General features: G+C 67.6%; 22 protein-coding genes and 1 other RNA gene. 15 read left to right on the top strand and 8 right to left on the bottom strand.

The window, feature by feature from the left end; translation table 11 throughout:
* Nucleotides 1–11: 11 nt before the first annotated feature.
* Nucleotides 12–662: a TetR/AcrR family transcriptional regulator gene (locus tag ACVWWN_RS19790; protein WP_457145362.1), complete on the bottom strand. Its 651-nt coding sequence runs from the start codon at nucleotides 660–662 to the stop codon at nucleotides 12–14.
* A 139-nt stretch (nucleotides 663–801) separates the two neighbouring features.
* Between ACVWWN_RS19790 and ACVWWN_RS19785 the strand changes: the two genes are divergently transcribed.
* From ACVWWN_RS19785 to ACVWWN_RS19770, 4 genes are all read left to right on the top strand, one after another.
* Nucleotides 802–1554, top strand: coding sequence for a DUF1989 domain-containing protein (locus ACVWWN_RS19785; protein WP_457145361.1), 753 nt, complete (start codon nucleotides 802–804; stop codon nucleotides 1552–1554).
* Nucleotides 1551–2189 (top strand): urea amidolyase associated protein UAAP2, encoded by a 639-nt coding sequence (locus tag ACVWWN_RS19780; RefSeq protein ID WP_457145360.1) that lies wholly within the window; start codon nucleotides 1551–1553, stop codon nucleotides 2187–2189. The genes ACVWWN_RS19785 and ACVWWN_RS19780 overlap by 4 nt, the downstream gene beginning before the upstream one ends.
* Nucleotides 2186–4180, top strand: a complete 1995-nt coding sequence (locus ACVWWN_RS19775) for a 5-oxoprolinase/urea amidolyase family protein (RefSeq protein ID WP_457145359.1) — start codon at nucleotides 2186–2188, stop codon at nucleotides 4178–4180. The genes ACVWWN_RS19780 and ACVWWN_RS19775 overlap by 4 nt, the downstream gene beginning before the upstream one ends.
* A 71-nt stretch (nucleotides 4181–4251) precedes the next feature.
* Nucleotides 4252–5757, top strand: a complete 1506-nt coding sequence (locus ACVWWN_RS19770) for a CYTH and CHAD domain-containing protein (protein WP_457145358.1) — start codon at nucleotides 4252–4254, stop codon at nucleotides 5755–5757.
* 10 nt (nucleotides 5758–5767) lie between these two features.
* Here the strand turns inward: ACVWWN_RS19770 and rnpB are convergent.
* Nucleotides 5768–6192: RNase P RNA component class A (rnpB, locus tag ACVWWN_RS19765), an RNA gene on the bottom strand.
* 21 nt (nucleotides 6193–6213) lie between these two features.
* Between rnpB and ACVWWN_RS19760 the strand changes: the two genes are divergently transcribed.
* The 7 genes from ACVWWN_RS19760 to ACVWWN_RS19730 all read left to right on the top strand — a co-directional run bounded on the left by ACVWWN_RS19760 (nucleotide 6214) and on the right by ACVWWN_RS19730 (nucleotide 10279).
* Nucleotides 6214–6666, top strand: a complete 453-nt coding sequence (locus ACVWWN_RS19760) for a helix-turn-helix transcriptional regulator (RefSeq protein WP_457145357.1) — start codon at nucleotides 6214–6216, stop codon at nucleotides 6664–6666.
* A 10-nt stretch (nucleotides 6667–6676) separates the two neighbouring features.
* Nucleotides 6677–7114 (top strand): VOC family protein, encoded by a 438-nt coding sequence (locus ACVWWN_RS19755; RefSeq protein ID WP_457145356.1) that lies wholly within the window; start codon nucleotides 6677–6679, stop codon nucleotides 7112–7114.
* 532 nt (nucleotides 7115–7646) lie between these two features.
* Entirely contained in the window at nucleotides 7647–7928 is a 282-nt protein-coding gene (locus ACVWWN_RS19750; RefSeq protein ID WP_457145355.1) for a hypothetical protein, read from the top strand.
* A gap of 355 nt (nucleotides 7929–8283) precedes the next feature.
* The gene (locus tag ACVWWN_RS19745; protein WP_457145354.1) at nucleotides 8284–8676 is read left to right on the top strand and encodes a DUF1942 domain-containing protein; all 393 of its coding nucleotides are present in this window, start codon (nucleotides 8284–8286) and stop codon (nucleotides 8674–8676) included.
* A gap of 117 nt (nucleotides 8677–8793) precedes the next feature.
* Nucleotides 8794–9306 carry a methylated-DNA--[protein]-cysteine S-methyltransferase gene (locus ACVWWN_RS19740; RefSeq protein ID WP_457145353.1) on the top strand — a complete coding sequence of 171 codons (513 nt, stop codon included), beginning with the start codon at nucleotides 8794–8796 and terminating at the stop codon, nucleotides 9304–9306.
* Nucleotides 9306–10022 (top strand): 2OG-Fe(II) oxygenase, encoded by a 717-nt coding sequence (locus tag ACVWWN_RS19735; protein ID WP_457145352.1) that lies wholly within the window; start codon nucleotides 9306–9308, stop codon nucleotides 10020–10022. Before ACVWWN_RS19740 ends, ACVWWN_RS19735 begins: the two co-directional genes overlap by 1 nt.
* A complete protein-coding gene (locus tag ACVWWN_RS19730; RefSeq protein ID WP_457145351.1) occupies nucleotides 10019–10279 on the top strand; it encodes an Ada metal-binding domain-containing protein in 261 nt (86 codons plus the stop codon). The genes ACVWWN_RS19735 and ACVWWN_RS19730 overlap by 4 nt, the downstream gene beginning before the upstream one ends.
* On the opposite strand, the gene ACVWWN_RS19725 is transcribed toward ACVWWN_RS19730, so the two are convergent.
* Nucleotides 10276–10908 carry a class I SAM-dependent methyltransferase gene (locus ACVWWN_RS19725; RefSeq protein ID WP_457145350.1) on the bottom strand — a complete coding sequence of 211 codons (633 nt, stop codon included), beginning with the start codon at nucleotides 10906–10908 and terminating at the stop codon, nucleotides 10276–10278. The two genes, ACVWWN_RS19730 and ACVWWN_RS19725, sit on opposite strands and share 4 nt — an antisense overlap.
* Before the next feature lie 47 nt (nucleotides 10909–10955).
* Here ACVWWN_RS19725 and ACVWWN_RS19720 point away from each other — a divergent pair, with 47 nt between their 5' ends.
* Nucleotides 10956–11531: a helix-turn-helix domain-containing protein gene (locus tag ACVWWN_RS19720; protein WP_457145349.1), complete on the top strand. Its 576-nt coding sequence runs from the start codon at nucleotides 10956–10958 to the stop codon at nucleotides 11529–11531.
* Here ACVWWN_RS19720 and ACVWWN_RS19715 read toward each other — a convergent pair.
* Genes ACVWWN_RS19715 through cobC form a run of 4 tightly spaced genes read right to left on the bottom strand, consistent with a single transcriptional unit; the run spans nucleotide 11528 to nucleotide 15529 of the window.
* Nucleotides 11528–12619, bottom strand: coding sequence for a bifunctional RNase H/acid phosphatase (locus ACVWWN_RS19715; protein WP_457145348.1), 1092 nt, complete (start codon nucleotides 12617–12619; stop codon nucleotides 11528–11530). The genes ACVWWN_RS19720 and ACVWWN_RS19715 overlap by 4 nt on opposite strands.
* Entirely contained in the window at nucleotides 12616–13353 is a 738-nt protein-coding gene (locus ACVWWN_RS19710; protein WP_457145347.1) for a zinc ribbon domain-containing protein, read from the bottom strand. The genes ACVWWN_RS19715 and ACVWWN_RS19710 overlap by 4 nt, the downstream gene beginning before the upstream one ends.
* Nucleotides 13350–14477, bottom strand: coding sequence for a Nif3-like dinuclear metal center hexameric protein (locus tag ACVWWN_RS19705; RefSeq protein WP_457145346.1), 1128 nt, complete (start codon nucleotides 14475–14477; stop codon nucleotides 13350–13352). Before ACVWWN_RS19705 ends, ACVWWN_RS19710 begins: the two co-directional genes overlap by 4 nt.
* Nucleotides 14474–15529: an Rv2231c family pyridoxal phosphate-dependent protein CobC gene (gene cobC / locus ACVWWN_RS19700; RefSeq protein WP_457145345.1), complete on the bottom strand. Its 1056-nt coding sequence runs from the start codon at nucleotides 15527–15529 to the stop codon at nucleotides 14474–14476. The genes ACVWWN_RS19705 and cobC overlap by 4 nt, the downstream gene beginning before the upstream one ends.
* A 34-nt stretch (nucleotides 15530–15563) precedes the next feature.
* On the opposite strand from cobC, the gene ACVWWN_RS19695 reads away from it, so the two are divergent.
* The 3 genes from ACVWWN_RS19695 to ACVWWN_RS19685 are packed head-to-tail and all read left to right on the top strand — an operon-like array spanning nucleotide 15564 to nucleotide 17576.
* Nucleotides 15564–16250, top strand: a complete 687-nt coding sequence (locus ACVWWN_RS19695; RefSeq protein ID WP_457145344.1) for an HAD-IA family hydrolase — start codon at nucleotides 15564–15566, stop codon at nucleotides 16248–16250.
* Complete coding sequence (locus tag ACVWWN_RS19690; protein ID WP_457145343.1) at nucleotides 16243–16746, top strand: low molecular weight protein-tyrosine-phosphatase; 504 nt, start codon at nucleotides 16243–16245, stop codon at nucleotides 16744–16746. The genes ACVWWN_RS19695 and ACVWWN_RS19690 overlap by 8 nt, the downstream gene beginning before the upstream one ends.
* A complete protein-coding gene (locus ACVWWN_RS19685; RefSeq protein ID WP_457145342.1) occupies nucleotides 16746–17576 on the top strand; it encodes an SURF1 family cytochrome oxidase biogenesis protein in 831 nt (276 codons plus the stop codon). Before ACVWWN_RS19690 ends, ACVWWN_RS19685 begins: the two co-directional genes overlap by 1 nt.
* Here ACVWWN_RS19685 and ACVWWN_RS19680 read toward each other — a convergent pair.
* Nucleotides 17530–18504: a cobalamin biosynthesis protein gene (locus tag ACVWWN_RS19680; protein WP_457145341.1), complete on the bottom strand. Its 975-nt coding sequence runs from the start codon at nucleotides 18502–18504 to the stop codon at nucleotides 17530–17532. The genes ACVWWN_RS19685 and ACVWWN_RS19680 overlap by 47 nt on opposite strands.
* Between the last annotated feature and the right edge of the window lie 15 nt (nucleotides 18505–18519).

Raw genomic sequence — 18519 nt, 5'->3', positions numbered from 1 at the left:
GGTTGGGTGGGTCACACCGGGGACTCTAGCGGGCAGTGTTTGCGCAACGCCGCGAAGTCGCCGCCGAAGCCGAGCAGGCGTAGCGCGCCGTCCGCGATCACCCAGGGCTGCTCGGCCGGACACTCGATGTCGTCCGAGCGCCCGTTGATCACCGATTCCACTAACCGAAACGGCAGGTCGTCGGCTTCGACCGGACCGCCGCACTCCGCGATCACCGCCGCGGCGAGGCTGCGGCAGCGGTCCCGGAGCTCGGCGCGACGCAGCCGGAACTGCTCGAACCGGTCCAGCCGCAGCTCGGGTAGCAGGTAGAGCGCGCCGAGGTTCCATCGGCTGGCGCACAGCTGGGCGACATCACTGACCACGAGCGCGTACAGGCGTGGTGCGGCCGGACCCTCCTCGGCCAGCAACTTGGCCGCCAGCCGCAGTGGTTCGTCGACGGTCCCGGCCAGCAGCGCGTCGAGGATGTCGTCCTTGGTGGCGAAATGGTGATAGAGCGAGGCCTGACGCACCCCGACCGCATCCGCGATGCGGCGGGTCGACGTGCTCGCATAGCCGAGATCGGTGAAGAGTTCGGCGGCGGCGTCCAGAATCTCCTCCCGCGCCGTCTTTCCCGGCCGCCGTGAGCGCTCCAGTCTCGGGCGTCCCCGGCCGTCGCCGCTCATGGCCACATTCTCGCACGACGCCGCGAATATCTGTCACTCGATAGAAACACCGGCAACGCAGTCGTAATGGCGCGGACATCCGGCGGGAATGGCCGGCCACAAAACTTTCAAATGACAGTTAATCGACGAGGAGTTGACCGTGACTACCGATTCGACCGGCGGGGCCAGAGACCACGCTCGATCGCAGGCCGCGACCGCCGTCATGCGGGTCCCCGACACACCAGGCGACATCGGGGAATCGAGATTGTTGTGGGCCGAATCCGTCCCGGCCGGCTCCTACGCCACCAAGGTGCTCGGCCGGGGAACCCGGCTCCGGCTCGTCGACGTCGGCGGCGGAGCCTGTGCACATCTGCTTCTGTTCCGGGCCGACGCGCCATGGGAACGACTGAACGTCGCCGACACCGTGAAGGTGCCCTGGCAGGCGTACCTCGGGGTCGGCCACCCGCTGCTCTCCGACCAGGGCAGGCTGCTCGCCACGGTGGTCGCCGACGGCTCGGGCCACCACGACGCGCTGTGCGGAATGACCCGGTCGGGCCGCGCCAAGATGCTGCTGGCCGCCGTGAAGCACGGTCTCGACATCCGCGACGTGGCACCGTCGGTGTCCCTGTTCAAAGGTGTGCGCGTGGGTGACGACGGATCGCTGATCTTCACCGGTTCGTCCCGCCCCGGCGCCGCCGTCGATCTGCTGGTCCATCTGCCGGTGGTGGTGGCCATCGTCAACGCCGAACACCCACTGGATCCCGACCCGGCACCCACGGATCTCGACGTGCTGGCGTGGCAGTCCGACCAGCCGCTGCACTTCCCCGTCAACGACGAACCCGAATATCTGCGCGCCCTGTTCAACACCGAAAGCACTTGGGCAGCAGCACAACCCAGTGAGGAATCGAGATGACCACTCCTATGTTGGCCGCGAGCGTGGTCTCCGACGACGTGGTGGCCGCATGTGCGCCGTGGTCGGCAATCGCGCGCGCAGGGCAGACCGTGCAGATCATCGATCTGCACGGCAACCAGGCGGTGGACACGCTGTTCTGGGGCGTGTCGGGCAGTCAGGTGGATCACGCCCGCCGCTACAGCGGGCAGACCACCATCGCGGCACAGCGCAACATCTTCCTGACCACCGGATCGGTGTTGCGCGCGGCCGACGGCAGTCCGCTGGTGACGATCGTCGCCGACGACGTCGGCAACCACGACACGATCGCCGGAGCCTGCTCGAAGGAATCCAACTCGCTGCGGTACGGACACCACACCGTGCACCAACACGCCTGTGCGGAGAACTTTCTGGCCGAGGGCGCCAGGTGGGGGCTCGGCAAGCGCGACATCGTGCCCAACGTCAACTTCTTCATGAACGTGCCGGTGGAGACGGACGGCACGCTGGGCATCGTCGACGGGCTTTCCGCGCCGGGCAAGTCGCTGACGCTGCGCGCGGACACCGACACGCTGGTTCTGGTGTCGAACTGCCCCCAGATCAACAACCCGTGCAACGGTTTCGACCCGACACCGGTGCGAATGGTGATCTCGGCCGGATGAGCGTCATCGAGGTGGTGCGACCCGGAATGCTGACCACGGTGCAGGATTGGCCGGGCCGCACCGGCTACTGGCATGTCGGCGTGCCACCGTCGGGACCGATGGACGACCTGTCGTTCCGGATCGGCAACCGGGTGCTGGGCAACGCGGAGGGCGCGGCCGGGCTCGAATGCACCAGAGGCGGTCCCGCGCTGCGCTTTCCGGACGGCGGCCGGGTCTGCGTCACGGGTGCGCCGGTCGTGGTGACAGTCGATGACACGCCGGTGCCGCAGTGGCGGTGCGTTGTGGTGCCCCCGGGCGCGACCCTGGACGTCGGCATGCTGACCGGTCCAGGCATGCGCTGTTATGTGCTGGTGGCAGGCGGTCTTTGCGAGGCCGAATATCTGGGCAGTACCGCAACATTCACGCTCGGAGCCTTCGGCGGCCATGAAGGTCGGCCGTTGCGGGAGGGCGACCTGTTGACGGCGGGAACCGATCCGGGACCGTTGACCGGGCGGCCGGCGCGCGCCGCGATCGAGGCGCAGCCCAGCATCGGTCACCGCTGGGAGGTCGCGGTCACCGAAGGCCCGCACGCGGCGCCGGAGTTCTTCACCCGCGCGGACATCGAGACATTGAACGCGACCGACTACACCGTGCACTTCAACTCCGACCGCACCGGTGTCCGGCTGGTCGGCCCGAATCCGGAGTGGGCGCGCAGCGACGGCGGCGAGGCGGGCCTGCACCCGTCGAACATTCACGACACCGCTTATTGCGTGGGCACATTGGACTTCACCGGCGACACCCCGATCCTGCTGGGTCCCGACGGACCGAGCCTCGGCGGGTTCGTCTGCCCCGTGACCGTCGTCGGCGGCGACCGGTGGAAGCTCGGCCAGATGGCGCCGGGAGACGCGGTTCGCTTCGTCCCGGTGCGCGCCGACCGTGCGCCGTCGCTGAGGACCATCGACATCGGTCGGCGGGCGTCTTTCCCGCCGGTGATCTCCACGTCGAGCGACAACGACGACGGTGTGCTGTACCGGGCCACCGCATCCGACGGCGCCGACGTCACGCTGCGTCGCGCCGGCGACGGGGGCGTCTTGATCGAGTATGGGCCGATGGTGCTCGACCTGGCGATGCGCGCCCGGGTGCACGTGCTGTACGAGGACCTCCTGGCGCGAGGCATTCCGGGCCTCACCGAGCTGACGCCCGGCGTGCGTTCGCTGCAGGTTCAGTTCGACCCGGCGGTGCTCTCGATGGCCGAACTCACCGAGCTGCTCATCCGCCTGGACAGCGAACTGCCCGCGTCGGATCAGCTGATCGTGCCGAGCCGCACGGTTCGGCTGCCGTTGTCGTGGGACGATCCGGCGACCCACGAAGCCACCCAGCGCTACATGCACGGGGTACGGGCCGACGCACCGTGGTGCCCGTGGAACATCGAGTTCATCAGGCGCATCAACGGCCTGGCCGACGTCGGGCAAGTACACGATATCGTCTATGACGCAGAGTATCTGGTGCTCGGCCTCGGCGACGTCTACCTGGGGGCGCCGGTTGCCACTCCCCTGGATCCGCGGCACCGCCTGGTGACCACGAAGTACAACCCGGCGCGTACCTGGACACCGGAGAACGCTGTGGGCATCGGCGGCGCCTATCTGTGCATCTACGGGATGGAAGGCCCCGGCGGCTATCAGTTCGTCGGGCGAACCACCCAGGTGTGGAACCACTGCCATCCGGGCGCAGCCGGCAACTTCGAACCCGGAACCCCTTGGCTGCTAAGGTATTTCGATCGCATCAGCTTCTACCCGGTGAGCGCCGAGGAGCTGCTGGATCTACGCGCCGAGATCGCGGCCGGGCACGGTCGGGTGGCGATCGAGGACGGCAAATTCTCGCTGGCCGGCTACCGCGACTTCCTGACCGGGCACGACGAGGGCATCGCGGCGTTCCGTGCCCAGCAGGCCGTCGCATTCGCCGCCGAACGCTGGGCCTGGGATCAGTCCGGCGAATTCCGCCGCGCTTCCTAGGAACGGCTGTTCACCTTCGTATGGGACGCTGTCCACCGCGTGTTAACCATCGAAAGGACACTTTTCGCACCATGGCTAAATCCGGCGACCAGGCAAATTCCAGGTATCTGGAGGTCGAGCGCAAGTTCGAGGTGGTCGAAGCAACCGTGCGGCCGTCGTTCGACGGTCTGGCGGCGATCGCGCGGGTCGAACACTCGCCGTCGCAGCGGCTCGACGCGGTCTACTTCGACACGCCCGGACATGAATTGGCGGCCCGCCACGTCACCCTGCGCCGTCGAACCGGTGGAGCCGATGCCGGCTGGCATCTTAAGCTGTCCGCCGGGCCCGACGCACGAACCGAAGTACACGCTCCGCTCGACGCGGACAGCAACCCCGATACCGTGCCGGGAGACTTGCTGGATGTGGTGCTGGCGATCGTCCGGGATCGACCCGTACGTCCGGTCGCCCGCATCACGACCGATCGAACCGTGGATGTGCTCTACGGGCATGACGGCAACGCGATCGCGGAGTTCTGCGACGACCAGGTGACGGCGCAGGCCGGACCCGACGGGCCGCAGCAGCGGTGGCGCGAGTGGGAGATCGAACTGGCCACCGGCGTCGACCGCGACCTCCTGGATCGGTTGACGAACCGGCTTCTCGACGCCGGGGGCGCGCCCGCCGGTCACGGTTCGAAACTGGCCCGGGTACTGGAGGCCGACGGCACGCCCGACGATGACGGGGACGACGACATCCCGGTCCCCGGGGACCCGGTGCACCGTGCGGTGGCCGAGCAGGTGGAGGATCTGCTGGTCTGGGATCGCGCGGTGCGGGCCGACACATACGACTCGGTGCATCAGATGCGGGTGACCACCCGCAAGATCCGCAGCCTGCTGCAGGCGTCCGAGGAATCGTTCGGCATCTCCGACGATGCGTGGGTACTCGACGAGTTGCGACAGCTGGCCGCGGTGCTCGGTGTGGCGCGCGACGCCGAGGTCCTGGCCGAGCGTTACGAGAAGGCGCTGGGCGAGTTGCCCGACGATTTGGTGCGCGGACCGGTGCGGGAACGGCTCGTCGACGGCGCCAAGCGCCACTACAGTTTGGGGCTGCGGCGGTCGCTGATCGCGATGCGGTCGCAACGGTATTTCCGGATGCTGGACGCGCTCGAGGCGCTGGTCGCAGCGCAGCCCCCGGCGACGCCGGCCGATGAGGACCCCGCGCAGCTCACCATCGACTCGGCGTACAAGCGGATCCGCAAGGCCGCCAAGGCCGCCGCCGCGGCCGCCGACGCCGACCGCGATGAGGCGCTGCACCGAATCCGTAAAGGCGCCAAGCGTCTTCGCTATACCGCAGCGGCGACCGGCGCAGGCAAGGTAGCCGACCGCGCCAAGACGATCCAGACACTGTTGGGCGATCACCAGGACAGTGTGGTCAGCCGTACCCATCTGAGCCGGCAGGCCGAGGTGGCACATGCCGCGGGCGAGGACACCTTCACCTACGGGCTGTTGTACTCGCTGGAAGACGATCTGGCCCGGCGCTCACGTGAGCAACTCGAAGCCGCGCTGAAGAAGCTGGACAGGTCGGTTCGCAGGACGCGCTGAGGCGCGAGGGCGGATGAGTTGGCCTGTAAGCCGGATTCTGTTCCTCGCCGTCGCGGTATTACCGACGGCGACGAGGCGGCGACCATCCATCTGGACACACCGTTGCCGGGTGCCTCGAGCGGCCTACCCGCAGGCTCGGGCGAGCAGCCCTCGGGCGCCTGCGCTGTCGCAACCCCCTGCGACATTCTTGGCCTTGCTTCGGGTGGGGTTTGCCTAGCCACTCCGGTCACCCGGAATGCTGGTGCGCTCTTACCGCACCGTTTCACCCTTACCACCGCGAGGTGGCGGTCTGTTTTCTGTGGCACTGTCCCGCGAGTTGCCTCGGATTGCCGTTAGCAATCACCCTGCTCTTTGAAGTCCGGACTTTCCTCGAATCACCGCCGGTCCCTATCCCCCGTGAACCGGCAAATGACCCGCGGTCGCCCAGCCAACTCATCCGCCCAATAAACTTAGCGCATGCCGCAGGTGCCGCCGGCCCGCTATCTGATGCGTGCCAAGGATCTGGTCGACGCCCGCTACGCCGAGGCGATCACGGTCGACGATCTGGCCGCGGCGGCCGGGTTGTCGCGGGCCCACTTCAGCCGCATGTTCACCCGAACGTTCGGCGAATCACCGCGTGCCTACCTACAAACCCGACGGTTGGAGCGAGCCGCGGCGCTGCTGCGGCACACCGATCGCTCGGTGGCCGACATCTGCGTGATGGTCGGCCTGCAGAGCGTCGGGTCGTTCACCACCAGTTTCGCCCGCGTGTATGGAATGCCGCCCGCCGCCTACCGGGCCAGCGTGCCGCCCGCGGCAGTACACGCCCGGGTGCCGAACTGCATTCTCAAGCGCGACACCCGCCCGCGCGCCGACAGCCGGGTCAAGACAGCACACGGGGAGAAGACGGGCGGACACGGCCGACCGTAGCGTCGGCCTCATGATGAAAATCGGCAGCGCCCACCTGTGGGTCCATGATCAAGAAGTTGCGCTCGAGTTCTGGACCGAGAAGGTCGGTATGGAAGTGCGACAAGACGTGTCGTTCCCGGAGGAGATGGGCGACTTCCGCTGGCTCGCGGTCGGACCACCCGGGCAGGACGACGTCAACCTGGTGTTGATGGCAGTTCCGGGCCAACCGGTGATGGACGAGGCGACCCGCAAGCAGGTCCTTGATCTCACCGCAAAAGGGTTCGCGGGCACCGTGTTCCTCCTGACCGACGACATCGAGACCTCCTATAAGGAGATGACCGCGCGCGGTGTCGAGTTCACCGAGCCGCCGACCCAGATGCCTTACGGCATCGACTCCGGCTTCCGCGATCCGTCCGGCAACAGTGTGCGACTCACCCAACTGGCCGAGGTCGGCGCCAATACCGGGTAGGTGCGAACCTCACCGCCGTGATCGGCTCGGCCGCACTCTTTCTGGTGGCTGCCGGGCACCTTCGTGGACTCCGCCCGTGGCGGATCACCCGTTGGGTGGTTCCCGGGCTCACTCCGCCCCTGCGGGTGGTGCTGGGTTGGCTGTTCATCGTGGCGGGCCTCATCCAGGCGGGCGGCGCGCCGATGCCATCGCACCGAACGAGCACCTGGTTTCACCGGCTTCCATCGATTTGTTCGGCAGCATCTGGTTGATGCTCTACGCCGTCATCGGGTGGATCGTCACTGCGTCCTTCGTCCGCTGGTACGAAGACCCATGCTGGTGCGCACATACGGTGACGAGTACGAGGTACCGCCGGAATGTCCCGCCTGGACGCCGCCACTGACGCCGTGGATGCCGAACCAACAACGATGGCGGTTCGGCCGCGTACCGGGCCGCATTGATTGCGCGCTCTCGCGCGATTCGATGGGCGAGATCTTTATCGGCTCCCCCACCAGGGTTAGGCTGATGAAAGCAAGGGATTGGAGGCACAGCAATGACCTCGTCAGGAATCCTCAGAAAGACGGCGGCGGGAGTGGGCGCGGTGGCGGTGCCCGCGGTGTTTGCGGTTGCCGGAGCGGGGCAGGCGGCAGCAGATCCTGGTGTCTGCGTCAGCGGGCCGTTCGGATACGCATCCGCATGCGTCGACGGGCCCGAATGGGTCGGCTGGGATCCGGGAGTCAATTGGGGCCCGCCCGGACAGATCAAGAATGCATGGTGCCCCTGGAACCCGCCCGGTCACTGGAAGGGCGGTCCACACGGTATTCCGTGTAGCTAGAGTGCACTTGAGTTCCCGTAGGTAACACGATGGCCGCCTTGCCTTTTCGACGAGGTGGCCATCTTCGTATCGACATGGAATTCCTAGGCGACCGAACCGCCGAACAGGCTGACCGCGACCAACAAACCTGCCAACTTCTTGAGTCGAGACAGGATGGGGCGGCCGACAGGATCGAGGGCCGCTGTGCTTCGAACCTGTGCATGGTGTTTGCCGAAAGGCTCGACACCTCGGCAGGTGATTGCGTTTCGATAAACGTATGGCGGGGTATGTTTTGGTCTGTGTACAGCGTCGACACCCGAGGGGAGTAAGAGTGAAGATCAGAAAACTAGCGGCACCGGTTAGCGTCGCCGCGATCATGATCAGCGTTGCTGCCGGTGCGGTGGCCCCGGCATCGGCGGCCAGCAACATCAAGCCGTTCGGTCAGGCGGAGACCCTGCTCGATCCCATCACCGGTGCCCCGCAGATCACTTATACGGTTGACGGGCTGAATCCAAGTTCGGACGCGGTGCCCCACAACGGCCAGTTGTACGAAGCAACCGTGAACGCCGAAGGCGGGATTCCCATTGTCCCGATGTTCAACGCCCGCGCTGAGGACGGAGCGAATTACCGCGTCCTCGGCGGCACGGTGCCCGGCAAGCTCTACTTCGACGTCGTGGGCCCAGTGCCGAACAGCGTCGTCTACAACGACGGTGTGCAAGATCTGCTGACGTGGATTCCCGGCCCTCGCGAGGGCGGCACACGCCCGTAGCGGTGCGGCACCGGCATCTGGCGCGCGGCGCGACGCACCTGGTTGGAGCGCGCCTTTTATTTCGTATCGGTCTGATATCAAATCTCACGCCGGGACCGCCCGCGCCGTCTACCAGATATGAACACCCGACATGCGTTGATCGGCAGCCCGCTCGGTGAGCTTACCCTCGTCGCCCGCGAGGACGGCCTCGTCGGTGTGTATTTCCGCCATCACTGGCACCGGCCGGCCGGAGACGGATTCGGGCGGCGGCTCGACGCCGAATCCGACACCCTCCTTACGGCTACCCGGACCCAGTTGACCGACTATCTGGCCGGCGACCGGAAGGACTTCGACCTGCCGGTGCGGCTCGACGGCGATGAAGCACAGCGCCGCGTCTGGCTACTGCTGACCGAAATCCCCTACGGCGAGACCGTCACCTATGGAGAGTTGGCCGCGGCGCTCGCCGACGGAACCACCGCCCAGGAGGTCGGGCAGGCGGTCGGACGCAATCCGGTGAGCATCGTCGTGCCGTGCCATCGTGTCGTCGGTAAGAACGGCCACCTCACCGGTTACGCGGGAGGCCTCGCACGCAAGCAGTTCCTGTTGGACCTCGAGGAGCCCGCCGAGGTCAAGGAGGCGAGACTGTTCTGATGCCGAACACCAGGTGGCAGATGCGCGTGGACTCGGGCGACTGGGACGCGATCACCGCCGAGATCAACGACTTCGGCGGGGCCGTACTCCCCCTCTTGGTGAGGCCCTCCGAGGCGGCCACGCTGCGCGAGTTCTATTCGGACGACAAGATGTTCCGGGCGACGATCGACATGCGTCGATACCGGTTCGGCGAAGGAGAATACCGTTATTTCCACCGGCCGTATCCGGAGCCGATCGAGCAGCTCAAGCAGGCGCTGTACCCGCGGCTCCTGCCGATCGCGCGGGATTGGTGGACGAAGCTGGGCCGTCAGACACCGTGGCCCGACACGCTCGACGACTGGCTGGACATGTGCCACGCGGCAGGCCAGCAGAAGTCGACCGCCATCCTTCTCAAGTACGGCGCAGGAGACTGGAATGCGTTACATCGAGACCTGTACGGCGACTTGGTCTTTCCGCTGCAGGTGGTGATCAACCTCAGCGAGCCCGGCGTGGATCACACCGGCGGTGAGTTCCTGCTGGTCGAACAGCGCCCCCGCGCCCAGTCCCGCGGCACGGCGACGTTGCTGCCGTACGGCCATGGTTTCGTGTTCACCACACGGGAACGGCCGGTGCACTCCACACGCGGGTGGTCGGCGGCCCCCATGCGCCACGGCGTCTCGGCGGTTCGCTCCGGTGCACGCTACACGCTCGGGCTGGTCTTCCACGACGCGACGTGAAGGCGAAACGGTACACCCTCGTGGACGGCGACGGGCGGTCCTACGATTCGCCTACTCCGGGCCTCCTCGGCGGTCACCGGGCAACGCGGACCTACGGAAGGCTCCAGTGCCCCTCGGCGTTGCGCGCGATCCGACGAGGCGGATACGTCGGGAACCGGGTGTTCTTCGCCGCCGAAACCGATGCCGTCGCGGCCGGATACCGCCCGTGTGCCAGGTGTATGCCCGACCGCTACCGCGCGTGGAAAGCCCTCAGCTAACCGCTCTCCCGCCGGCGCAGCACGATGACGTTGTCGGTGAGCGTCCCGACCTGGCCGTCCGGGCCGGTGGCCTCGCGACCGACGGCTTCCACCCGCACCCGTTCGAACTCCGTCTCGTCGAGATCCAGCGATGCGACGACCTCCCCGGCGCTCGGGAACTCGTGATGATGGTGCAGCTTCGACGCCCACGGCGGCGGGCCCGCGTGGTCGACGATGAGCAGTGTCCCACCCGGAGAGAGGGTTTCCGCGGCCATTCGCAGCAGACGAGGCCGGTCGAACTCGACCATGGAATGCATGAATTGCGCGGATACCAGATCGAACGCACCCTCGACAAAGGTATGAGGGAGATCGTGTCGCTGAAAGTCTATTCGCTGCAGCAGGTTCCGTGCCCGCGCATCCGCGGCGGCGCGGTCCAGCGCGGTCTGGGAGATATCGACCGCCGTCACGTGCCAGCCCCGTTCGGCCAGCCACATCGCATCACCACCTTCGCCGCAGCCGAGATCCAGCGCACGGCCCGGCGGCAACGACGCAGCGACCTCGACCAGGCGCACGTTCGCCCGCCCGCTCCAGACCCGATCCCGTTCGGTGTAGTGCTCTTCCCAGACCTGCTGCGCTTCTGACATCGACATGGTGCCCACCTTGCCCGCCGTCGGCGCCGGTGCCAAGCTGATTTGCCATGGAGGCAAAAGCAGAGGACAGCGTCGACCACCGGGTCCGGCGCCGGCTCCGCGAACTGCGCATGCAGCGCGGCCTGACACTGGAGGAGGTCGCCGGCCGCTCGAGCATCGACGTTTCGACGCTGAGCCGGCTGGAGTCGGGCAAGCGACGCCTGGCGCTGGATCACCTGCCCCGGCTAGCCGCCGCGCTATCGGTCAGCACCGATGACCTGCTCAAGGCGCCCGAGGCCGACGATCCGCGAGTCAAGGGCGGCTCGCACACCCGCCACCACGTCACCTACTGGCCACTGACCCGGCAGGGGCCGTCCGGCGGCTTACACACCTACAAGATCCGGGTCAGCGCCCGGCGGCGCACACCGCCCGCCGAACTGCCGGTGCACGAGGGCCACGAATGGATGTACATCCTGTCTGGCCGCCTCAGGCTGATCCTCGGAGACCGGGACTTCACCATCAGAACCGGTGAGGCGGTCGAGTTCTCGACGTGGACCCCGCATTGGTTCGGCGTCGTCGACGAAGCCGTCGAGGCCATCGCCGTGTTCGGGCCGCACGGCGAGCGGTTCCACCTGCACACCTAGTCCAGGTAGGACGTCTGATTCACCAGCCGCACCGAGGCCACGCCGTCCGGATAGAACTCGGCGATCGACAACGACGCCAGGTCGAGGTGCAGACGGTAGAGAATGCCGGGCCCGGCGTCCAGCGCGCGCCGGAGCACGGTCTTGATCGGCGTCACGTGCGACACCACCAGAATGGTCTCGCCGTTGTGCTCGTTGATGATTCGCGCCTGAGCGCGACGAATGCGTTCGGCGACGCTGTCGAAGCTCTCGCCGTCGGGCGGCGGGACGCTGGTATCGCGCAGCCATTGCCGGTGCAGGCCGGGATCGCGCTCGGCCGCCTCGCCGAATGTCAGTCCTTCCCATCCGCCGAAATCGGTTTCGATCAGGTCGTGATCGACATTGACATCCAGACCCAGCGCCTTCGCCGCCGTCGCCGCCGTGTCGTAGGCGCGCTGCAACGGTGACGTGATCACCGCATCGATGCCGCCCTTCTGGGCAAGGTGCTGCGCGGCGGCCTCCGCCTGATGTAGGCCGACAGAAGTCAGGGCCGGGTTGCCGCGGCCCGAATACCTGCGCTGGATCGACAACTCGGTCTGGCCGTGGCGGAGCAGGAGGAACCGGGTCGGCGCGCCCTTGGCGCCGGTCCAGCCCGCCGGGTTCGACGACGATTCGGTCGACTGGGGCGTTTCGGCCGCGGCATCGAGTTCTGCGGCGGCATCCATGGCCTCATTGGCAAGGCGATCGGCGTGACTGTTCTTCGCGCGCGGAATCCAGGCATAGCTGATCCGGGTGAACCGCCTGGCCAGGTTCTTCGCCTCTTGATTGAGAACGGCGAGATCGGGGTGCTTGACCTGCCATCGCCCCGACATCTGCTCCACCACGAGCTTCGAGTCCATCCGGACATCGACCTCGGTGACGCCCAGCTTCGCCGCCTCTTCCAGACCGGCGATCAGCCCCCGATACTCGGCCACGTTGTTGGTGGCGCGGCCGATCGCCTGCTTGCTCTCGGCCAGAACGGTGCTGCGATCGGCCGTCCAGACCACTGTCCCATACCCCGCCGGACCCGGGTTCCCGCGCGACCCTCCATCGGCTTCGACGATGACCTTCACTGGCCGGATCCCTTGACCCGCAGCAAGATTGCTCCGCACTCGGGGCACCGCATCACGTCGTCATCGGCGGCCGCAGAGATACGCGCCAGCTCACCGCGGTCGATCTCGATCCGGCACGCCCCGCACCGGCGGCCCTGGAGTAGGCCGGCGCCGACACCGCCGCGGGAACGCTGCCGTTCATAGAGCGCGACCAGATCGGCGTCCGTGGCGGCGACGAGTTGATCGCGCCGCGAAGCCGATTGATGTCGCAGCTGATCCAATTCGGCGCGCGCCAGGTCGGACATCCGCTGCGCATCGGTCATCTTCTCCTGCAGCTCGTCGATGTTCGCGAGCTCGCCCGTGTGCTCGGCCTGCAGTTCCTCCCGCCGCTCCATCACCTCGAGCAGTGAGTCCTCCAGGCTGGCCTGCCTGCGTTCGAGCGTCTGCAGCTCGTGTTGCAGGTCGGTGAGTTGCTTGGCGTCGACGGTGCCCGCCGCCAACAGCGAACGGTCGCGCTCCTCGCGCTGACGGACGGAGTCGATCTCGGACTCGAACTTCGCCACCTGCGCGTCCAAATCCTCGAGGGCGATCTGCACGGCCGCAAGGCGGTCATTGGCATCGCGGTGCCGGGCACGGGCCTCCTCGAGCTGCTGCTCTTCAGCCAGGTTCTTTGCCCGGTGTTCGATGCGGCTGAGCTCAGCATCCAGCTCTGTCAGCTCGAGCAACGAACGTTGGTGAATCACTTCAGCTTTCATGAATCATTTCTCTCGACATTCCAGGGATCGGTGCGCACTGTCGACACCCGGACCGGCAGCGAATCGGTGAAATGGGCGCGCAGCAGCTCCGCCGCCTGGGCGCACCACGGGTATTCGCTGGCCCAATGCGCCACATCGACGAGCGCCACCTCAGATGCCCGGCGATGTTCGTCGGCCGGATGGTGTCTCAGATCGGCGGTGACGTACGCATGTACGCCGGCGCCCGCGACCACGTCGAGCAGCGAGTCGCCCGCGCCGCCGCACACCGCCACCCGCGACACCGTCGCGTCCGAATCACCCGATGCCCGTACCCCCCACGACGTCCCCGGCAGCGCAGAGTGGACACGGGATACGAACGCCGACAACGATTCCGGACGCGGCAGCGCTCCGACCCGCCCGAGTCCGACATCACCGGGCACGGGCTGCAGCGCGAATATGTCGAATGCGGGTTCTTCATAGGGATGCGCGTTTCGCAGCGCGGTCAGCACGTGGCCGCGCAAACGCGCAGGAGCTATCAATTCGACCCGGTCCTCGGCAACGTGTTCGACGGTACCCACCGTCCCGATGGCGGGGGACGCGCCGCGTTGGGGCAGGAACTGCCCGCTGCCCTGCACCGACCAACTGCAATGAGAATAGTCGCCGATGTGACCGGCACCCGCGGCGAACATCGACTCGCGGACGGCGGCGGTGTCGGCGAGCGGGACATAAACCACCCACTTGTCCAGATCGGGCCCTGGCGCGATCGGGGCGAGCACCTCCTCGACGGCGATGCCGAGCGACTCGGCGAGGGCATCGGATACCCCGGGCGCCGCGGCGTCCGCATTGGTGTGTGCGGTGAACAACGCCCTGCCGGTTCGGATGATCTGGTGCACGAGCGCACCCTTGGCGGTATTGGCCGCGACGGTGTCGACACCGCGCAACAGCAACGGGTGATGTGCCAGCAGCAGGCTGCGTTCGGGCATCTCGGCGACCACGGCAGCGGTGGCGTCGACCGCGACGGTGACCGTGTCGACGGTTTCCGCAGGATCGCCACAGACCAGCCCCACGGAGTCCCAGTCCTGCGCGAGCCGCGGCGGGTACGCCGTGTCGAGCACGTCGATGATGTCGGCCAGTCGCACACTCACCGCAAGACCTCGGCGACCCCGTCCACCAGCACCGGCCACTCCTCGCACACGGCGGCGCGCAGGAACTCGCCGTCCAGGCCCACGAACGTATCGCACCGCCGGACCGCAATACCTCTGTCGTCCAATTTCTTTCGCATCAGCTCAGCGTCAGGAACGGTGAAAAGAACAAATGGCGCGCACCCATCGACCACATCGACGCCGATGCTAGTCAGACCTGCCACCATCTCGGCGCGCATTCGCGTCAGCCGGTGCGCATCGGCGGCGGCCGCGGCCACCGCCTGCGGCGCACTGCAGGAAGCGATCGCCTCCAGCGGCAGGGTACCCAGCGGCCAGTGCGCACGCCGCGCGGCCATCCGTGCCAGCAGCCCGGCCGGACCGAGCGCGTATCCGACCCGCAGGCCGGCCAACGACCACTTCTTGGTCAGGCTGCGTAGCACCACCACGTCGGGCAGTGCCTCACCGGCCAGCGAGCCGGGCTCTCCGGGAATCGCGTCGGCGAACGCCTCGTCGACCACGATGGTCCGCCCTGGCCGGCGGAGCCCGAGTATCTGCTCACGGCCGTGCAGCACTCCGGTGGGGTTCGTGGGGTTTCCGATGACGACCAGATCGGGCTCATCGGGCACGACCGCGCCCGCCAGACCGAATGGCGGCGCAAGCGTGACGTGCCGGATCCGCACACCCGCCCCGGTCAGGGCGGTCTCGGGCTCGGGGAACGACGGCGCGAACAGGGCCGCCAGCCGGGGACGCAGGTCGGCGAGGAGCGCGAACCCTTCCGCCGCACCGGCCAGCAGCACGACCTCCTCGGGGCGCCGTCCGTGCCGGTCCGCAACCGCGTCCACCGCACGATGTTCATCTTCGGCGCTCGGGTAGTGACCGAGGTCGCCGAGCCGCGCCGCCAGGCGCTCCACCAGCCACGACGGCGGTACAGCGGCACGGACGTCGACCGCGAAGTCAAGCATGCCCACACGCACGGCCTGGTCGCCGTGGTAGCGCGCGGCGGCCCGCAATCGACTTCCCACATCACGACAGTAGTGGGCACCCAGACCGGCCATCGGGACGACCGCGCACGTCGGGGACAATGGTGTTGTGACAAGCACGCTGGACGGCATTGTGAAAGGCACGGTGGCTCGACCGCAGCTTGTCCTCTTCGACCTCGACGGCACGCTGACCGACTCGGCTCAGGGCATCGTGTCCAGCTTCCGCCATGCTCTCGACGCAGTGGGCGCGCCAGTTCCCGACGGCGAGCTGGCGACCCGGGTCGTCGGTCCCCCGATGCATCACACCCTGAGTGAAATGGGTCTCGGCGAACGCGCCACCGAGGCGATCGCCGCCTACCGCGCGGATTACAGCAAGCGCGGCTGGGCGATGAACAGGGTGTTCGACGGCATCCCCGCACTCCTGACCGACCTGCGTGAGGCAGGAGTGCGACTGGCGGTCGCGACATCCAAGGCGGAGCCGACTGCGCGGCACATTCTGGCGCACTTCGGCCTCGACGACCTTTTCGAAGTGATCGCCGGCGCGAGCGTCGACGGCACCCGCGCGACCAAGGCCGATGTCCTGGCGCACGCCCTGGCACAGCTGGAGCCGCTGCCCGATCGCGTGCTCATGGTCGGTGACCGTTCCCACGACGTCGAGGGCGCCGCCCAGCACGGCATCGCCACCGTGGTCGTGGGCTGGGGTTACGGTGCCACCGATTTCGAGAACCCGAACACCGCCGCGGCCGTGCTGCGCGTCTCCACGGTCGACGACCTGCGCGAGGTGCTGGGTGTCTGACTCTCCGCGTCCTCTGCACATCACCTTTATCTGCTCCGGCAACATCTGCCGGTCGCCGATGGCGGAGAAGATGTTCGCCCACCAGATCACCGAGCGTGGGCTGTCAGATTCGGTCCGCGTCAGCAGCGCGGGAACCGGCAGCTGGCATGCCGGTGAGCCGGCCGACCGGCGCGCAGGCCACGTACTGCGCGAGCACGGCTACCCCAGCGCACACCGCGCGGCGCAGGTGGACGCCGAGCATCTGTCCGCGGACCTCGTCGTGGCGCTGGGCCGCAACCATCTGCGGCTGCTGCGCGAAATGGGCGTACCGGACAACAGGATTCGGATGCTGCGCTCGTTCGACCCGCGGTCGGGCGCGCATGCGCATGATGTGGAGGATCCCTACTACGGCACCCAGGACGACTTCGAAGACGTCTTCACGGTGATCGACGCCGCCCTCCCGGGCCTGCATACATGGGTAGACGAGCAGCTGGCCGACCGGGGAATCGCAAGCTGATGCGACGGTGGGCGTTTATGTTTCGGCCGCAATGGTTGGCCCTGTTCGTCGTGGTCATCGCGTTTGCATACCTGTGCTTCACCGTGCTGGCGCCCTGGCAGCTCGGCAAGAACACCAAGACATCGCGGGAGAACTCTCAGATCACGAACTCGCTCACCGCTGATCCGGTACCACTGACATCACTGCTCCCGCATCAGGACTCGTCGGCACCCGATGCGCAGTGGCGCCGCGTGACCGCGTCGGGGCGGTATCTGCCGGAGGGACAGGTGCTGGCCCGCCTGCGGGTGGTGGAGGGCGACCCCGCATTCGAGGTCCTGGTGCCGTTCGCGGTGGACGGCGGCCCGACGGTGTTGGTCGACCGCGGTTACGTGCGACCGGTGCAGGGCTCGAAAGTTCCGGCCATTGCGCCACCGCCGACCGGAACCGTAACGGTCGCCGCCCGGCTGCGCGACTCCGAGCCCGTGACTCAGGGGAAGGATCCGTTCCGCCAGGACGGCGCGCAGCAGGTCTACTCCATCAACACCGCCCAGATCGCCGCACTCACAGGGATACCGCTTGCCGGCTCCTATGTGCAGTTGACCGAAAACCAGCCGGGCGGTCTCGGTGTCATCGGCCTGCCCCACCTGGATGCCGGCCCGTTTCTATCCTACGGAATTCAGTGGATCGCGTTCGGCATCATCGCCCCGATCATGGTGGGTTACTTCGTGTATTCGGAGATCCGGCAGCGGCGAGGGGAGAAGGCCTATACCGCTGCCAAATCCGAGTCGAGCCCTGCCACTCCCCTCACCCCGGAAGAGAAGCTCGCCGACCGCTACGGCCGCAGGCACTGAGACCCACCACCAGCACGGCTGCCACCGCCTGTACCGCCCGCGACAGGCGCACCGCGCGCGTGAGGTCACCGATCTCGGGCGCGCGACCGTCGCCGAGAGTCGGCCGGATCTCCAGTTCGTGGGCGTATTGCGTTGGGCCGCCGAGGCGCACGCCCAGCGCGCCGGCGAACGCGGCCTCCACCACACCCGCGTTGGGGCTCGGGTGGCGTGCGGCATCGCGGCGCCACGCGCGCACCGCGTCTGCCGACGAGCCGCCGACGACCGGCGCGCAGACCACCACGAGCACCGCCGTCACCCGGGCCGCCGCGAAGTTGACGGTGTCATCGAAACGGGCTGCGGCCCAACCGAATCTGATGTACCGCGGCGAGCGGTTGCCGATCATCGCGTCCAACGTGTTGGCGCCACGGTAGACCAGCACCGCGGGTATCCCGCCGACGCCACCCCAGAGCAGCGGCGCCACCTGGGCATCGGAGGTGTTTTCGGCGACCGATTCCAGGGCGGCACGGGCCAGTCCCCGCGCGTCGAGCACCGCTGGATCGCGACCGCACAGCGAAGGCAACAGCGAACGGGCGCCGTCGATGTCGTCCGCGCCGAGCAAAGCCGCCATCCGGTTTCCGGTGCGGATCAGGGACGTGCCGCCGAGCGCGGTGAACATCGCACCCGCCGTCGCGACGCCCAGCGGCAGCGGGCCCAGATACCGGCACCATCGCTGGACAAGGGCAGCCAGTGCGCCGAGCGCAGCCAGCAGGGCGCCGGCGTGCACGGCGCCCGCCGTCCGGCTATCGGAGTAACTCAGGCGCTCCCCCGCGGCGGCGGTGCCGCCGAACAGCGCGACCGGGTGTCCGCGGCGCGGATCACCCAACAGCAGATCGGCGAGCACCCCCGCCGCGATCCCCGCGGCACGAACCCGACCTGCTGGCACAAACACCCCGGCAGCGTCTCA

The organism is Mycobacterium sp. URHB0021 (assembly GCF_054057895.1).
Note: the sequence above shows the minus strand (reverse complement) of the source record. Positions and strands in the feature narration are given on the sequence as shown.

What these genes read in the sequence shown, in the direction of transcription:
- ACVWWN_RS19790 (WP_457145362.1), bottom strand. Translation starts at nt 662, where the DNA reads ATGAGCGGCGACGGCCGGGGACGCCCGAGACTGGAGCGCTCACGGCGG.
- ACVWWN_RS19780 (WP_457145360.1), top strand. Translation starts at nt 1,551, where the DNA reads ATGACCACTCCTATGTTGGCCGCGAGCGTGGTCTCCGACGACGTGGTG.
- ACVWWN_RS19710 (WP_457145347.1), bottom strand. Translation starts at nt 13,353, where the DNA reads ATGAAAGCTGAAGTGATTCACCAACGTTCGTTGCTCGAGCTGACAGAG.
- ACVWWN_RS19685 (WP_457145342.1), top strand. Translation starts at nt 16,746, where the DNA reads ATGCGACGGTGGGCGTTTATGTTTCGGCCGCAATGGTTGGCCCTGTTC.
- ACVWWN_RS19740 (WP_457145353.1), top strand. Translation starts at nt 8,794, where the DNA reads ATGAACACCCGACATGCGTTGATCGGCAGCCCGCTCGGTGAGCTTACC.
- ACVWWN_RS19755 (WP_457145356.1), top strand. Translation starts at nt 6,677, where the DNA reads ATGATGAAAATCGGCAGCGCCCACCTGTGGGTCCATGATCAAGAAGTT.
- ACVWWN_RS19760 (WP_457145357.1), top strand. Translation starts at nt 6,214, where the DNA reads ATGCCGCAGGTGCCGCCGGCCCGCTATCTGATGCGTGCCAAGGATCTG.
- ACVWWN_RS19775 (WP_457145359.1), top strand. Translation starts at nt 2,186, where the DNA reads ATGAGCGTCATCGAGGTGGTGCGACCCGGAATGCTGACCACGGTGCAG.
- ACVWWN_RS19750 (WP_457145355.1), top strand. Translation starts at nt 7,647, where the DNA reads ATGACCTCGTCAGGAATCCTCAGAAAGACGGCGGCGGGAGTGGGCGCG.
- cobC (WP_457145345.1), bottom strand. Translation starts at nt 15,529, where the DNA reads ATGGCCGGTCTGGGTGCCCACTACTGTCGTGATGTGGGAAGTCGATTG.
- ACVWWN_RS19735 (WP_457145352.1), top strand. Translation starts at nt 9,306, where the DNA reads ATGCCGAACACCAGGTGGCAGATGCGCGTGGACTCGGGCGACTGGGAC.
- ACVWWN_RS19720 (WP_457145349.1), top strand. Translation starts at nt 10,956, where the DNA reads ATGGAGGCAAAAGCAGAGGACAGCGTCGACCACCGGGTCCGGCGCCGG.
- ACVWWN_RS19745 (WP_457145354.1), top strand. Translation starts at nt 8,284, where the DNA reads ATGATCAGCGTTGCTGCCGGTGCGGTGGCCCCGGCATCGGCGGCCAGC.
- ACVWWN_RS19725 (WP_457145350.1), bottom strand. Translation starts at nt 10,908, where the DNA reads ATGTCGATGTCAGAAGCGCAGCAGGTCTGGGAAGAGCACTACACCGAA.
- ACVWWN_RS19770 (WP_457145358.1), top strand. Translation starts at nt 4,252, where the DNA reads ATGGCTAAATCCGGCGACCAGGCAAATTCCAGGTATCTGGAGGTCGAG.